This is a genomic window from Phocaeicola plebeius, assembly GCF_003437535.1.
GTDB lineage: Bacteria > Bacteroidota > Bacteroidia > Bacteroidales > Bacteroidaceae > Phocaeicola > Phocaeicola plebeius_A.
Window position 1 is genome coordinate 1 of record NZ_QSQT01000009.1, and the last position, 16,342, is coordinate 16,342.

General features: G+C 43.6%; 12 protein-coding genes, 1 other RNA gene and 1 pseudogene. 7 read left to right on the forward strand and 7 right to left on the reverse strand.

Annotated elements, in window-relative coordinates:
• Positions 1-268: 268 nt before the first annotated feature.
• The 4 genes from cls to DXD04_RS05840 all read left to right on the forward strand — a co-directional run bounded on the left by cls (position 269) and on the right by DXD04_RS05840 (position 4,731).
• Positions 269-1,558 carry a cardiolipin synthase gene (gene cls, locus DXD04_RS05825; RefSeq protein ID WP_117671683.1) on the forward strand — a complete coding sequence of 430 codons (1,290 nt, stop codon included), beginning with the start codon at positions 269-271 and terminating at the stop codon, positions 1,556-1,558.
• Positions 1,559-1,661: 103 nt separating this feature from the next.
• Positions 1,662-2,792, forward strand: a complete 1,131-nt coding sequence (gene holB, locus DXD04_RS05830) for a DNA polymerase III subunit delta' (RefSeq protein ID WP_117671685.1) — start codon at positions 1,662-1,664, stop codon at positions 2,790-2,792.
• Between the two features lie 6 nt (positions 2,793-2,798).
• On the forward strand, positions 2,799-4,193 hold the full coding sequence (locus DXD04_RS05835) for a PSP1 domain-containing protein (protein ID WP_117671687.1): 1,395 nt from the start codon (positions 2,799-2,801) through the stop codon (positions 4,191-4,193).
• On the forward strand, positions 4,180-4,731 hold the full coding sequence (locus DXD04_RS05840; RefSeq protein ID WP_117671689.1) for a gliding motility lipoprotein GldH: 552 nt from the start codon (positions 4,180-4,182) through the stop codon (positions 4,729-4,731). The genes DXD04_RS05835 and DXD04_RS05840 overlap by 14 nt, the downstream gene beginning before the upstream one ends.
• On the opposite strand, the gene rodA is transcribed toward DXD04_RS05840, so the two are convergent.
• The 6 genes and pseudogenes from rodA to DXD04_RS05870 all read right to left on the reverse strand — a co-directional run.
• Positions 4,666-6,123, reverse strand: a complete 1,458-nt coding sequence (gene rodA / locus DXD04_RS05845) for a rod shape-determining protein RodA (protein WP_117671691.1) — start codon at positions 6,121-6,123, stop codon at positions 4,666-4,668. The genes DXD04_RS05840 and rodA overlap by 66 nt on opposite strands.
• On the reverse strand, positions 6,104-7,954 hold the full coding sequence (gene mrdA, locus DXD04_RS05850; protein ID WP_117671693.1) for a penicillin-binding protein 2: 1,851 nt from the start codon (positions 7,952-7,954) through the stop codon (positions 6,104-6,106). Before mrdA ends, rodA begins: the two co-directional genes overlap by 20 nt.
• Entirely contained in the window at positions 7,954-8,451 is a 498-nt protein-coding gene (mreD, locus tag DXD04_RS05855; RefSeq protein WP_117671695.1) for a rod shape-determining protein MreD, read from the reverse strand. The genes mrdA and mreD overlap by 1 nt, the downstream gene beginning before the upstream one ends.
• Before the next feature lie 30 nt (positions 8,452-8,481).
• Positions 8,482-9,333, reverse strand: a complete 852-nt coding sequence (mreC, locus tag DXD04_RS05860) for a rod shape-determining protein MreC (protein WP_022053215.1) — start codon at positions 9,331-9,333, stop codon at positions 8,482-8,484.
• Between the two features lie 88 nt (positions 9,334-9,421).
• On the reverse strand, positions 9,422-10,444 hold the full coding sequence (locus DXD04_RS05865) for a rod shape-determining protein (RefSeq protein ID WP_007562111.1): 1,023 nt from the start codon (positions 10,442-10,444) through the stop codon (positions 9,422-9,424).
• A gap of 81 nt (positions 10,445-10,525) precedes the next feature.
• Positions 10,526-11,110: pseudogene (locus DXD04_RS05870) on the reverse strand (IMP cyclohydrolase); the annotation flags it as partial.
• A 244-nt stretch (positions 11,111-11,354) separates the two neighbouring features.
• Here DXD04_RS05870 and DXD04_RS05875 point away from each other — a divergent pair.
• Positions 11,355-13,649 carry an inorganic phosphate transporter gene (locus DXD04_RS05875; RefSeq protein WP_117671697.1) on the forward strand — a complete coding sequence of 765 codons (2,295 nt, stop codon included), beginning with the start codon at positions 11,355-11,357 and terminating at the stop codon, positions 13,647-13,649.
• Between the two features lie 59 nt (positions 13,650-13,708).
• On the opposite strand, the gene DXD04_RS05880 is transcribed toward DXD04_RS05875, so the two are convergent.
• Entirely contained in the window at positions 13,709-14,257 is a 549-nt protein-coding gene (locus DXD04_RS05880) for a beta-class carbonic anhydrase (protein ID WP_007562103.1), read from the reverse strand.
• 157 nt (positions 14,258-14,414) lie between these two features.
• Between DXD04_RS05880 and DXD04_RS05885 the strand changes: the two genes are divergently transcribed.
• Together DXD04_RS05885 and ssrA are read left to right on the forward strand one after the other, a co-directional pair.
• Positions 14,415-15,593, forward strand: coding sequence for a phosphoribosylaminoimidazolecarboxamide formyltransferase (locus DXD04_RS05885; protein ID WP_117671699.1), 1,179 nt, complete (start codon positions 14,415-14,417; stop codon positions 15,591-15,593).
• A 126-nt stretch (positions 15,594-15,719) separates the two neighbouring features.
• Positions 15,720-16,116: a transfer-messenger RNA gene (ssrA, locus tag DXD04_RS05890) on the forward strand.
• The last annotated feature ends 226 nt before the right edge of the window (positions 16,117-16,342 follow it).

Below are 16,342 nucleotides of genomic sequence, written 5' to 3' on the forward strand. Positions count from 1 at the left end.
TTTGTCAGGAATTAATCTTCAAACTGACAACTATTTTCAGTACACTTCAAACGTCCTTGCGTTTCAAGTCAAACGCACTTGCGTTTTAGAACGAACGCACTTGCGTTTTGGAGGAGTATTGAGACTAAGAGTTTTATCGTGACTTTTTGTTCTATAGAGTAGAGTATATATAAGGCAATTTGACGGAATAGATGGTCATTCTTTCAATTCTGTTTTCGAAAGTCATTGAGTTTTCTGAAATATTCCATATTTTTGCCCGATAACCGTTATGAAGATGAAAGTAAAGTTATACCTGTTAGGGTGGGTAATAATGATATGCAGTGTGATTTCAGCCAAAGGACAGAGTTTGAAAGAAGTTGTTGGTCAGGCTGAAACGGACACAACCAATGTTTACCTGCCTGCTGATTCCTTGTTTGCCCGTTTTCTGAAAGAAAAACAAATACCTGTTACGGCTTGTAATCGTATGACTTTGTTGAAGAGCGGTCGCAGCAAGTTTGAACATCTGTTTGAGGATATAAAGAAGGCTGAAAACTATATCCATCTGGAATACTTTAATTTCCGCAGTGATTCTATTGCCAAGGAATTGTTTACCCTGTTGGCCGAGAAAGCCAAAGAAGGAGTGACAATCAAGGCCCTGTTTGATGACTTTGGAAATTTGTCGAACAGTCGTCCCTTGCGAAAGGAACATCTGAAGATGCTGGCGGAAAGAGGAGTGGAAATGGCCCGTTTCAGTCCCATTCGTTTTCCTTATATCAATCACGTATTTTGTCGTGACCATCAGAAAATTGTGGTGATTGACGGAAAGGTGGGATATACGGGAGGCATGAATATTGCCGATTATTATATCAACGGGCTTCCCGAAATCGGTCCCTGGCGCGATATGCATATTCGTATAGAAGGACCGGCGGTGCAGTATCTGGAAAAAGCTTTTTTAGGTGTATGGAATAAGGAAACGCACGAAGGTTTGAAAGAAGGACAAGTGCCACACGACACGTTGTGCGAGGGTTCCGGAAGAAGGGTGGCCATTGTGCAGCGTATTCCGAAAGCTTGTCCGGAAATCATGCGTGAGGCCTATATTGCGGCATTGGATGCTGCAGAACGTAAGGTGCAGATTATCAATCCTTATTTTACTCCTACCCGTAAGGTCAGAAATGCTATCAAACGAGCGGCTGAACGGGGAGTTCGGGTGGAAATCATGATCCCGGGGAAGTCGGACATCTCTTTTACTCCTGATGCCGGATTTTATATTGCCAATAAGCTGCGTAAGGCGGGAGCACACATCTACGTGTTTAATGGAGGCTTTCATCATTCTAAAATCATGATGGTGGACGAGCGGTTCTGTACGGTGGGCAGTACGAACTTGAACAGCCGTAGTCTGCATTATGATTATGAAATCAATGCTTTTATTCTGGATTTGCCTACTACTGCCGAGTTGGGGGAAGTATTTCAGAACGACAAGCTCAACAGTACGATTATGACCCGTGAGGAATATAAGAAGCGGAGTGTCTGGCGTCGTTTCGTAGGGTGGTTTGCGCATTTGTTTACGCCGGTTATATAATAATAAAAGGTGAATATCTCCTGAAACTACGATTTTTTTCTTATTTTTGTCCGATTATATAGTAGTAACAGCCCAAAAAAGAACTTGATTTTTACGGAACAATATGTCGTTTTTTAAGGATGTAATCGGACAAGAAGATGTGAAACAACTTCTCATTCATAGTGCAAAGAATGGGAAGATGCCTCATGCTGTGTTGCTGACGGGACCTGCTGGAAGTGGAAAGTTACCCATAGCTTTAGCGGTGGCACGTTATCTTCTTTGTCATCATCCTGCAGAAAATGATGCGTGCGGACAATGTAATTCGTGTAAGATGATGGACCATCTGGCTCATCCTGACATGCATTTTGCTTTTCCGGTAGTACGTAAAAAGGCCGGAAGGGACGTGGTTTGCGATGAATTCCTGCCTCAGTGGCGTGAAATGCTGGGACGTAATTCGTATGCCGACCTTCAGGAGTGGATGCGGGTCATTGATGCGGGCAATCAGCAGCCTCAGATTTATGTGCGTGAGAGTGATGAAATTCAACGGAAACTCTCGCTGAAAGCCAGTCAGGGAGGATACAAGGTCATGCTCATCTGGCTTCCGGAAAAAATGAATGTGGAATGTGCGAATAAGTTGCTGAAACTACTGGAAGAACCTCCTTTAAAGACTGTTTTTCTGTTGGTGAGTGAGGAACCTGACTTATTGCTTCCTACGATTGTGAGTCGTACGCAGCGCATCAATTTAAAGCCCTTGCCGGAGTCGGACATTGAGCGTTATCTGGTGGAGCGTTATATGCTCCCTGTGGAAGATGCCCGTGACATAGCACACCGTTCGGCCGGAAGCTTGTTGAGGGCTGTGGAAAATGTGCATTTGGGAGAGGAAAACAAGCTTTGTTTTGAACTCTTTGTGAACCTCATGCGTACGGCCTATAAACGTGATATTCGTAGCCTGAAAGCGTGGAGTGAGCAGGTGGCAGGAATGGGGCGCGAACGGCAGAAGAACCTCCTGGAGTATTGCCAGCGGATGGTACGTGAAAACTTTATCTGTAATTTCCGTCAACCTGATATGGTATATCTGAATCCGGAGGAGTTGCAGTTCGCCAGCCGTTTTGCTCCTTACATCAATGAGCGAAATATTATTTCCGTGATGGAATTGCTGGGGGAGGCGCAGGTACATATTGAGCAGAATGTGAATCCGAAGATGGTTTTTTTTGACATGGCGCTGAGAATGATTGTAGAAATGAAACAACAATAACAATATATGGACGATTTCAAGCTTAAAAACGGAAGTGGCCGACTCTGCTGTGGAGGCTGCGGACGACAGAATAATAAATTGAATACTTACGATTGGCTGGCCGATATTCCTGGAAACGCGGAGGAACAGGATATGGTGGAAGTTCAGTTTAAGAATACCCGTAAGGGATATTATAAAAACAGCAACGGGCTGCATCTGGAGAAGGGAGATATTGTGGCAGTGGAAGCCAGTCCGGGACATGACATCGGTACGGTAACACTGACCGGAAGACTGGTTCCCTTGCAGATGCGTAAGGCTAATTTGAAGCCTGATGCAGAAATACGCCGTATTTACCGTAAGGTAAAGCCGGTGGACATGGAAAAATATGAGGAAGCAAAATCACGTGAACATGATACAATGATTCGCTCGCGTAAGATTGCAGAAAGCCTGGGACTTCAGATGAAAATCGGTGACGTGGAATACCAGGGTGATGGCAATAAGGCAATATTCTATTACATTGCAGATGAACGCGTGGATTTCCGTCAGCTGATTAAGGTGCTGGCTGAGACTTTCCGGGTGCGTATCGAAATGAAACAGATTGGTGCCCGTCAGGAAGCCGGACGTATCGGAGGAATCGGACCGTGCGGACGCGAGTTGTGCTGTGCTACGTGGATGACGAACTTCGTTTCAGTATCGACCAGTGCGGCTCGTTTTCAGGATATTTCGCTTAATCCGCAAAAACTGGCCGGGCAGTGTGCCAAACTGAAATGCTGTCTGAATTATGAAGTAGATGCCTACGTGGAATGTCAGAAACGTTTGCCGAGTAAGGAAATTACCCTTGAAACGTTGGACAACATGTATTATTACTTCAAGGCAGATATTCTGAAAGGAACTATAACTTATAGTACGGATAAGAGTTTCCTGGCAAATGAAGTGACTATCTCTGCACGCAGAGCATTTGAAGTGCTGAATATGAACAAACGGGGAGAAAAGCCTGAAAAATTGGATGACGAATTCTCTGGACGTGAATCGCAGCGTTCAAAAGACTTGCTGGAACAAGAGAGCTTGACCCGTTTTGACAAGACAAAAGGCGGAAAGAACCGGAAAAAGAAACAAAAAGGGCAGGCATCACAAAACAATGCGTCAGCGGCTCCTGAAGCAGGTAATGGACAAACTCCAGACATTCCTAAGGAGAAAGAAAATAAAGGACCGCAAGGAAGAAATAACCGTCCACAGAGACCGAAAGGGAATCCGGCTCCGGCAGCTCCACAGGCTCCAGCGGCTGAAAATGCCGGAAATGCACCACAGGCAAAAGCCGGTCAGGAACCTCGCCCTAACCGCAACGGACGGAGAAATTTCCGTCGGAATAACGAGGGAAACAAACGTCCGGAGCGTAATACAAATACGGATGTACAGGCTTAAAGAATCTTTTATCTATTATATAAAGGCAGGACTGGCACTATGTGTCTTGTTCCTGCTGAATGCCTGTCATACAGATACACGGTATCATGTATATCAGGCTGTTTCTGGTGAAGAAGGCTGGGATAAATCCGATTCCCTGGCTTTCCATCTTCCTGTAGGACTTTCTTCCGGTGAGTACCGGATGGAGATAGGTCTCCGTCATACCGGAGAATATTCTTATCGGGATATCTGGCTTTCGGTGACGCAGTCGGAAGGCGATTCAATACCGCCCCGCACGGATACACTACACATTTATCTGACCGATGAAAAAGGACACTGGGTGCAGAGTGGGGCAATGGGAGGATTGTATCAGCATGTATATGTGTCAGATAAACCGGTTATTTTCTCTACCGATTCAATAGACCGCATTTTTCGTATCACTCATCTGATGAGGCAGAATCCATTACCTGGAATATCCGATGTGGGAATCCGGTTATTTCTCCCTGGCCGCGTCAATGCGGAGGAAGACAAACAGCAGGATGGTAAATCCCCACAATGAGGAACCGCCGTAGCTGAAGAAGGGAAGGGGGATACCGATAACGGGGGTTAGTCCGAGAACCATTCCTATATTGATGAAGAGATGGAAAAAGAATATACTCAGTACACAGTAGCCGTATACTCTTCCAAAGCGGCTTTCCTGTCGCTCGGATAGCACGATAAGGCGTAGAATGAGTGCCATAAACAAGAAAATGACAAAAGCGGAGCCGACAAATCCTTGCTCTTCGCCAATGGTACAGAAAATGAAGTCGGTATCCTGTTCCGGAACGTATTTCAATTTGGTCTGTGTACCGTTGAGAAAGCCTTTTCCGAATAATCCTCCGGAACCGATGGCAATTTTACTTTGGTTGACATTGTATCCAGCTCCTGCAGGGTCATCTTTCATTCCCAATAGCACTTCAATTCGAATCTTCTGGTGAGGTTCAAGTACCTGATTGAATACATAGTCGGTCGAGAAGAAAAAGATGCCCGAGCCAACTACGAACAGAATTACATAGAAATAAGCTCTCAGTCGTTCACGCAGATAGAAGAAAGCCAGTGTGAGTACGATACCTCCACAAAGGGCTAACTGGAGATGACATACATTAAATGGAATTACATAGTTGGAAAACAGGGCTCCTAATAACGTTCCTCCGCCTCCGATACCGAAAATGTAGGCTGCAAGTTTGGGCGACTGACGCTGACAATATTTTCCCACCAGAAAGGAAGAAAGCAGAATGACCAGCGTCAACACGGAGAATTCTCCCCATGATGTCATTTCATCAGGCATAATTTCTGCACTGAATTTTAGGCCGACAATAAAAAATACCACAGCGCAGATTCCGGAAAATAGAACCGTTCCGGTCATCCCTTCTCTGTAGAGCATTAAAAAAAAGGATAGGTACACCAGGGCAGAACCTGTTTCTTTCTGGAGTATAATCAATGCCATAGGTAGCAGAATGATGCCCAATACAGTTATCAGATTGCGGGTGCGCTGCATCTGGAAAGTATATTCGTTTATATATTTTCCTAATGCAAGGGCTGTGGCAAATTTGGCGAATTCAGCGGGTTGCAGACTTACCGGTCCTAATACAATCCATGAACGTGAACCTTTGATTTCATGCGGATTGAAGATAGTACCGAATAGTAGCAAAATCATAATGCCATAAAGCAGATAAGCGTAGGTGTCGTATACACGGTCTTCAAGCATGAGTATGACAAAGCCTATCCCCAGTGAATAGCCTATCCACATCAGCTGTTTACCGGCGCGTGTGGTAATATCCAGGAAATTCGGCTCACCATAATCGTAACTTGCTCCGCACACACTGAACCATCCGCAGATGACCAGTATCAGGTAAAGTCCGATGGTCCACCAGTCCACATTTTTCCATACACTACCTCTCATGTATCCCATAATCAATCCTCCTGTTTTGAATCTCTGTAGCCATGACTTCGTCTTCTGGCGAGAGTTTCCCTTTTAAATACTTTTCAATCATGAGTCGTCCGATAGGTACACCGTATACCGCACCGAATCCTCCGTTTTCCACATAGACTGCTATGGCAATCTTGGGATCTTTCATGGGAGCAAATCCCATAAAGGCAGAGTGGTCTTTTCCACGGTTCTGGGCCGTTCCGGTTTTTCCACATACCTCGATGTCGGGCAGGTTGGCTCCTCTACAGGTTCCGCCCAATACGGCAGAGCGCATACCTTGCACCACCTCCTCATAGTGGGAACGGTCTACCATGGTATATCTTTTTTGTGTGTAAAGGGTGTCGAGTGGTTCACCTTCTACTTCCTTCACTACATGGGGGGTGATAAAATAGCCTCTGTTGGCAATGGTTGCTCCTAAGTTGGCTATTTGTAATGGAGTCAGTGTGACCTCACCTTGCCCGATGGAAATACTGATGATGGTCAGTCCATTCCATGAGCCTCGGTAAGCTTTGTCGTAGACGCTAGCATTGGGGATAAATCCTCTTTTCTCTCCGGGAAGGTCGATTCCCAACGGATAACCGAATCCCATGGATACCATATAGTCTCTCCAGGTGTTCATGGCTTTTTGTACGGTTCCGTATTTCTTTCGGGCGCCAATCATGTAATAGAGCCCCCAGCAGAAATATCCGTTGCAGGAAGTTGCTAATGCCGGAATCAGTGAAAGCGGCGAGGGGTGACCGTGGCAGCCAACATGAAGTCCCCGGAAGTTGAATCCACCAAAACACGGATAACTGGTCTGGGTGGTTATAATTCCCTCTTGCAGGAAGGTCAGTGCCTGTGAGGTCTTGAAAGTGGAGCCTGGCGGATAGGTACCCATGATGGCACGGTTCAGTAAAGGCTTCCAGGGGTCACGTGCCAGTATCAGGTGGTTCTTACCGCGGTTTCTTCCGACCATTTTTCGAGGATCGTAAGTCGGTGAAGAAACTAGGCAGAGTACTTCGCCTGTAGATGGTTCTATGGCTACAATACTTCCGATTTTTCCTTCCAACAGACGTTCTCCCAGCTCCTGAAGTTCGATGTCCAGACTCAGTCGCAGGTTTTTTCCTGCTACAGGAGCTTTATCGAATTTCCCGTCCATGTAATTCCCTTGGATTCGTCCTCGGGCATCACGCAACAATATTTCGATACCTTTTTCTCCTCGTAACTGCTTTTCGTAAGAACGCTCTACACCTAATTTACCGATAAAGTCGCCGGGAATATAGTATTCATCCTTTTCCATATCGGATTTGGAAACTTCGGCAATATCTCCCAGGATGTGAGCTCCGGCATTGTAGGTATATTGTCGGATGGTACGTCGCTGGATATAGAATCCTGGAAACTTAAACAGTTTTTCCTGGAACATACCACAATCTTCGGCCGACAGCTGGGTAAGAAATACCTGGTTGGTGTAAGGGGAGTAGCCAGGATTAAGCCGGCGATCTTTCATGTCACGGAATTTTTTTCGCAGAAACTCCGGTGAGATTTTCAGTGTTTGGCATAAATCCATGGTATCCAGCTCCGTAATTTCTTTCATAATCACAGTGATGTCGTAAGCAGCCTGATTATAAACCAGCAGTTTATCATTCCGGTCGTATATGACTCCTCGGCTTGGATATTGTATTTTTTTGAGAAAAGCGTTGCTGTCGGCATTTTTCTTGTAGTCTTCACTCATGATTTGTAGTGAAAGTAAACGTATAAGAAAAATCAGCACAATCACAATGACTGCACCGCCAATTACATATTTTCGCTTTTCAAGATCGTAGTTTCTTTCCACTATTTTTTCCTCCTGACAGAATCAACACATAAGATGAATATGAGCGTGATAATTGTATCACTGGCAATTTTCAGCAACAGCGTGGGCGTGTTGGCCAATGAGAATGTATCCAAGATATTCAGTATGAAAGCATGTAATAAAACAAGGACTATCGTGTACCGGAAAAATGAAGCAAATCCCATCTGATACATGCCTGGTTCAAAGTTGTCTGTAATGTCACGCAAGGAAAACAATCTGAGAATCCATGGGCGGCAGAAGGCTGTACATACAGCTGTGGCAGCGTTTAATCCTGGGGTGTTGCTGAAAATATCGATGCAAAGTCCTAAAGAAAAGGCCCATAACATTAATCCCTTACGGCTGTTGTCTGAATCTATCTTCAATAAAAAGTAGATATAGAACAAGGGTGTGGCATATTGTTCAAAATGAATGTGGTTGAGTACCAGTACTTGCAGTAAGACAAGTATGATGAACCATTCAAGACGTATGATATATTGCATAATTACCTTGGCTTTCTGTATCGTTAATTTTTATGGTTGCATTGAATGTATGCTGTCCTCAAGTTGTGCCTGCTCAGTGCCGTTGAATGACCCTAAAACCCTGACATTGTTCAGTCGGGCAAAGTCTGTGAATAGCTTGACTTTGAGCAGATAAGATAGTCCGTCGTGACTGTCTTCCATATCATCTACGGTTCCTACGGGAATCCCGGCAGGAAAAACAGCACTATGACCACTTGTTACAATCGTATCGCCCAATGAGAATTCGGAATGTCGGGGCATATCTTTGACGTAGGCATATTGTGAAGAACCTCCTTCCCATTTCAGGAAACCAAAATAAGAGGTTCGTTTGATTTTACAGCTGATGCTGCTTTTGGAATTTAATACGGGCAGTACAATGGCATGATGCTTTCCTGTGAGATAAACAATGCCGACTACTCCGTTTCCACATACGACTCCCATTTCCGGGCGGATGCCGTCGGCCTCTCCTTTGTCGATGGTAATGAAATTGTTGGGGTGTGTGATGCTGTTGTTGACTACTCTTGCATCATATAGCACATAGTCTTTTAATGCTTCTTTACGCAGGTTAGCCACTCCTGTAGTGTCTTGCGTATATTGTTCTAAGGCTTGTGACAAGCGTTCCACTTCAATCTCCAATTCGACATTTCGTGCTGTTAGGTCCTTGTTGACTTCTGTCAGGCCAAAATAGCGTGTTACTTGGCTGGAAGCTTCATATACTATTCCTGCGAGGTAGTTGGCAGAAGTAAAAAAAGCACTTCCCTGATAGTTGTTGAAACGGAACAGCAGGGTAAGTGAAATAACCTCTAATAGAACGAAAAGGAACCAGTGATTATATTTCAGCAGAAAATTGAGCAGATTTCGCATGTCAGAGAATCCGAATGGTGTATAAACGAAAAAATGAAAATTGAAAATGAAGAAATCTGAAATCTCTTCATTTTCAATTTTTATGATATTATCTCATCAGGAATGAGAAACGATCTACATTCTTCAGTGCAATGCCTGTTCCCTTAGCTACGCTCAGCAAAGGATCTTCGGCAATATGGAAAGGAATGTTGATTTTATCTGTCAGTCGTTTGTCAAGTCCTCTCAGAAGCGCTCCGCCTCCAGCCAGATAGATACCATTGTTTACAATGTCGGCATACAATTCAGGAGGTGTATTTTCCAGAGCACTTAAAATAGCTGTTTCTATTTTGGCAATGCTCTTTTCCATACAATGCGCGATTTCCTGATAGCATACCGGAACCTCCATCGGCAGGGCAGTGATTCTGTTTGGACCACGTACGATATAATCTTCAGGTGCATCATCTCCCAGGTCTGTCATGGCTGCACCTACGTGAATCTTGATACGCTCTGCCATTCTTTCACTGACTTTGACATTATGCTGGCGGCTCATGTATTCCTGAATATCTGCTGTCAAATCATCTCCGGCTACGCGGATAGAGTTATTTGAAACAATACCTCCCAAAGAAATGACGGCGATTTCCGTAGAACCTCCACCTATGTCAACTACCATGTTACCTTCCGGAGCTTCTACATCCAGTCCGATACCGATAGCTGCAGCCATAGGTTCGAATATCAGGTAGACATCACGTCCTCCTGCATGTTCCGCGCTGTCACGTACGGCACGTAATTCTACTTCTGTAGAACCGGAAGGTACTCCGATTACCATACGCAAAGAGGGAGTGAAGAAATGGCGTCCTGTATTTACTTTTTTAATCAATCCGCGCATCATCTGTTCGCAAGCGTTGAAGTCGGCAATAACACCGTCACGTAACGGGCGTACAGTGCGAATGTTCGGATTTTCTTTTTCGTACATCAGCTTGGCACGTTCACCTACGGCAATCATCTTGTCTGTGCGACGATCCAATGCAACAACAGATGGTTCGTCTACCACAATCTTGTCATTGCTGATAATGATGGTATTGGCTGTGCCAAGGTCCATCGCTATGTTTTGTGTAAAGGAGAATAATCCCATTCCTTTAATATAAGTCTAGAATTTTGAAATTAATAAATCCGTTTTAGGAAGACTGAATGACTGCCAGCACAATTATTTTTTGAAATAATCGCGGATAGCAGTGTCGTAGTGTGAAGAAACAGTAAATGCTTCACCTGCAAACCAACGGCGTTGTTCGCGTGTGGTTACAGCTCCCTGTTTGTTGAGGATTTCCAATAAGGGTTGGTATTGATGCTTGCTGGCTACGATTACTACATCATTGAAGTTCTTAGCTCCGGCACGAATCAATGAGATACCGCCTATATCAATTTTTTCGATGATGTCTTGTTCTGCTGCACCGCTTGCAACTGTATCTTCAAAAGGATACAAGTCTACAATAACCAGGTCAATCTCTGGAATTTCATACTGAGCAACCTGCTTCTGGTCGCCTTCCAGTTCTCTGCGGCAAAGGATACCTCCAAAGATTTTAGGATGCAATGTCTTAACGCGTCCTCCAAGAATAGAAGGATAAGTGGTAATGTCTTCTACAGCCTTGCAGGGATAACCTAATGATTCAATGAACTGACGTGTTCCTCCGGTAGACAAGAACTCAACGCCTTCTGCATGAAGCTTGGCCAGGATGGCGTCCAAACCGTCTTTATGGTAAACAGACACCAATGCGGTCTTTATTTTCTTTGATTCTGACATAAATGTTTGATATTTAAAATTCAGGTGCAAAATTACGAATTTTCAGATGATAAACGCAGGATAATGAGCATAAAATATCTTTTTTTTGCATTATCACTGAAAGTTTTAATGCTGTTGTTTGAAGAGAAACAAAGTTTTTTCAGGCTGTCCTTTTTATTTTGTAACACGATTGTAACATATATGACATTCTTTTATAACACGAACGAAATATTTTTGCACTCGGAAAAAACTTAACAAAACAAGTATGGAAACTGTTTATTTAGGAATTGTTATTTTCTTATTTATGCTGGCAGTCTTTGATTTGCTGGTGGGGGTCAGTAATGACGCAGTGAATTTCATGAACTCTGCAGTAGGTGCAAAAGTAGCAAAGTTCAGAACTATTATTATTGTAGCTGCTATCGGAGTATTTGCGGGAGCGGTGCTGAGTAACGGGATGATGGATATTGCCCGTCACGGAATTTTTCATCCGGTAAACTTCAGCTTTTATGAAATCATGTGTATTCTGCTCGCGGTAATGGTGACGGATGTAGTCCTTCTGGATGTCTTTAATACGTTAGGACTTCCTACTTCTACCACTGTTTCAATGGTATTTGAATTATTGGGAGGTACTTTTATTCTTGCCATTCTGAAGATTGTCGGTGATGAAACCGGACTGTTAACCTTAGGTGATATGATGAATACGGAAAAGGCTCTTTCAGTGATTATGGGTATTTTCCTTTCAGTAGCCGTCGCTTTTATTGTGGGTACTGTTGTACAATATATATCCCGACTAATTTTCAGTTTTAACTATAAGAAGAATCTTTCTTGGACTATCGGAATTTTCGGTGGTATTGCCGTAACTTCTTTGGGATATTTTATCATCATTAAGGGGTTGAAGAGTGCATCTTTTATGACTCCGGAAGCGTTGGCCTGGATTCAGGAGAATACCGCGATGCTGGTGGGAGGCTGTTTTGTGATATTTACCGTGTTGATGCAGGTGCTCCACTGGTGTAGGGTGAATGTCTTCAAGGTGATAGTTTTGTTGGGGACTTTTTCGTTGGCTTTGGCATTTGCCGGGAATGACCTGGTTAACTTTATCGGTGTGCCTCTGGCCGGTTTTTCTGCCTATACAGACTATGTGGCCAATTCGAATGGAGCCGGTATCCATGATTTCATGATGTCTTCCCTTATGTCTTCCGCACAGACTCCGCTGATTTTCCTGGTCATTTCCGGTGTGATTATGGTCTATGCACTGGCCACTTCTAAAAAAGCCAAGAATGTAATCAAGACCTCTGTCGACCTGGCTCGTCAGGAGGAAGGAGATGAGATGTTCGGCTCTTCTGCACTGGCACGTGTGATTGTGCGTCGTGCAACGAGTATCAATGATTTTCTGGTACGTGTGATTCCGGTAAATGTACGTCGTTGGATTGACGGCCGCTTCAATAAAGATGAGATTATTTTGGCTGACGGGGCCGCTTTTGATATGGTACGTGCTTCGGTGAACCTGGTATTGTCCGGATTGCTGATTATCATGGGTACAACCATGAAGCTGCCTTTGTCTACTACTTATGTGACCTTCATCGTAGCGATGGGTAGTTCGCTGGCCGACCGTGCCTGGAGTCGTGAAAGTGCGGTCTATCGTATCACGGGCGTGCTTTCTGTGATTGGGGGCTGGTTTATCACTGCTTTTGTCGCATTTACTATTTGTGCCTTGGTTACATTCGTTATGTTTTACACCAGTTTCTTCGGTATGTTTGCTTTTATTGTGGTGGCAGTCGTACTTCTGGTTCGTAGTAACATCAGATATAGCAAGAAGGAAAAGGTAGAAAGCCAGGATGATGTGTTCAAACGTATGATGAGCAGCAAAGACAAGAGTGAAACATTGGCTCTGCTCCGTCAGCATGTGCAGGAAACACTGACTGATTACGTGGGTTTCTGTGAGAAGACGTATGTGCAGGTAACCGACGGGTTCATCAATGAAGATTTGCGTAGCTTACGAAAGGCTATGAATGCGACGGACGACCAGAAGAAAATGTTGAAGAAACGTCGTCGTAAAGAAATACTTGGTCTCCGCCGTTTGCCAATAACCGTGGCTATGGAAAAGAATACTTGGTTCCACTTGGGAAGTAACAGTTGCGAACAGATGCTTTATTGCTTGAAGCGAATTTGTGAACCGTGTAAAGAACATGTGGACAACAACTTTAATCCGATTTCTCCGGATTGTGTAAAAGAATTCTTGCCTGTACGTGATGAATTATGCAAACTGATGGAACGTGCCAAAGTGGCTATCAGCCAGGATAATTATGAAGAAGCGGATGACATTCTGAAAAAAGGAGATGACCTGAAAAATCGTATCTCTGCTTTGCGTAAACAGCAGATGAACCGTATGCAGGAAGGTGATAATGCAAGCTTGAAGGCATCTATGGTATATTTGAATATTCTTCAGGAATCTCAGGAGTTGGTAAGTATCTGGCGTCATTTGCTTCGTGCCAGCCGCTTCTTCCAGGGAGATTATGTGCCTCAGGAAGTTTCAATGATTGCGCTTACAGAAGAAAGATAATTTTGTGTACTTAAAGAAAGCCGATAAAGGGTTAATCTCCTTTATCGGCTTTTATTGTTTTATTTGTCTTCTATTTCAGTAAGATTTCCGGTTGTGGAGTTCATGATAAATCCTCTTACTTTTATGTCTTGAGGTACGAGCGGGTGATGGCGTACGATGTGTACACTCTTTTGTACGGCTTCTTCCGTGTCGTTAAATCCGCTGAGCCATGAGTTAAGGTTGATGTCACAATATTGCATCATTTCAATATGGTCTTGTGAAATTCCTCTTTCACGCATGTGCTGTAACATGGTTTCACTGTCCATGTGCTGTACGCCACAATCGGTATGTCCGATAATCATGACTTCTTCCACTCCTAATTCATAGATTGCCACAAGCAAGCTTCGCATGGCACTACCGAAAGGGTGAGTGATGGTACCTCCGGCATTCTTGATGATTTTGACATCACCGTTTTTTATTCCTAAGGCTGCGGGAAGTAGCTCTGTCAGGCGAGTATCCATACAAGTGACAATGGCGATTTTTTTGTCAGGGTATTTGTTCGTAATGTACTTTTCGTATCCCTTGGTTTCTACGAAAGTCTTGTTGAAGTTTAATAATTCGTCTATCATAACATTTATATTTTGTATAGAATATGGGCAAAAATACAGATTTATTTTGTGATATTTCAGTTGGCTTTTGGAGGAATTCTTAAAATCATGCACTTATCATGAAGAAGCTTCTGATTTTTTCGTACTTTTGTAGAAAATTCAACCAAACTATTAAAATATGGCTAAAGAACTCGAACTCAAGTACGGCTGTAACCCTAACCAGAAGCCGGCCCGCATTTTCATGCAGGAGGGAGAACTGCCTATTGAAGTATTGAACGGACGTCCTGGATACATTAACTTCCTGGATGCGTTTAACGGATGGCAGTTGGTGAAAGAATTGAAAGAAGCTACCGGAATGCCGGCTGCAACTTCGTTCAAGCACGTGAGTCCTGCCGGAGCCGCAATCGGTCTGGAACTGGATGAAACCATGAAAAAGATTTATTTCGTGGATAATTTACCTTTGTCTCCGTTGGCAAATGCGTATGTGCGCGCTCGTGGAGCAGACCGTATGTCATCGTATGGCGATTTTATAGCTTTGAGTGACGTCTGTGATGAAGAAACAGCTCGTTTTATCAATCGTGAGGTTTCTGACGGAGTGATTGCTCCGGGATACACTGACGCAGCCCTTGAAATTCTGAAAAATAAACGTAAGGGTACTTATAACGTGATTAAAATTGATCCGGCATATCGTCCGAATCCCATTGAACGGAAGGATGTGTTTGGTATCACTTTTGAGCAGGGACGTAATGAGGTGAAATTGAATGGAGCAGAATTGTTTGAGAATATTCCGACTCAGAATAAGAATTTCCCTGAAGCTGCTAAACGTGATTTGATGATTGCATTAATCACTTTGAAATATACTCAGTCTAATTCTGTTTGCTACGTGAAAGATGGACAGGCTATCGGTATTGGTGCCGGACAGCAGAGCCGTATCCATTGTACTCGCCTGGCTGGTAATAAGGCTGATATCTGGTATTTGCGCCAGCATCCGAAGGTGCTGAATTTGCCTTGGGTAGAAAAGATCCGTCGTGCCGATCGTGATAATACCATCGATATTTATATTAGCGAAGATCATGACGATGTATTGGCTGATGGAGTATGGCAGCAGTTCTTCACTGAGAAACCTGAAGTATTGACACGCGAAGAAAAACGTGCTTGGCTTGATACATTGAAGGGAGTATCATTGGGTTCGGATGCTTTCTTCCCGTTTGGAGATAATATTGAACGTGCTCACAAGAGTGGCGTGGAATATATTGCTCAGGCAGGAGGTTCTGTGCGTGATGACCATGTGATTGAAACTTGCGATAAATACGGTATTGCAATGGCATTTACGGGAATCCGTTTATTCCATCATTAATAATTAATTAGTCTGAAAATAGAGGGGTAAATTTGCCGGCTGGGATGAAAGTCAAGTGAATTTACCTCTCTTTTTTTGTAAATAGTATTTGATTTACTATCTTTGCAGAAAATTGATACTAATCTTGGGCTTGTTTGGTTTTGACAGCGAGAGATGTGGTATGTAAGCATGCAGTGCGTCAGTGATTTGCACTATAATCTCAGTTACTGAACAATTATCTGGCAACGAAAACTATGCTCTCGCTGCTTAATCGAAGTACAGTAGATTAGCTTTATTTCCGTCAAAGTGATGGAAACGAGACATCGCTCAAAAGCTCTTGTTCCGAAGCGTTTGGTTTAGCGGTGCAGCAAATTCGGAAATAGTTTTGGTCTCGTTCCGCGACTGAAATGAAATTTTAGGAACTAAGGTATAAGTGGGTGGCTCTGGTCTTGCTTATGCACGAAAACCGAAGGCAGAGATAAGCATGTAGAAAGCATATGGCTTCCTTGTTTGGACGAGGGTTCGACTCCCTCCAGGTCCACAGAAGTCTGATGAAAGACAATGAAAAATCCTGTAATTCTCTGAATTGCAGGATTTTGCTTTTGTAAGATGATGAATTAAAATGAATATAAAAGAAAATTTTTGGTTGGATAAATCATTGGACTTGAAATATGTCCTTCTTTAGGTCCAACAGACTTCGTTCTATTTCATTGATATTCAATCTTTTGCACTTGTGTAATTCTCTGATTATTAAGACCTTTGCATCATTG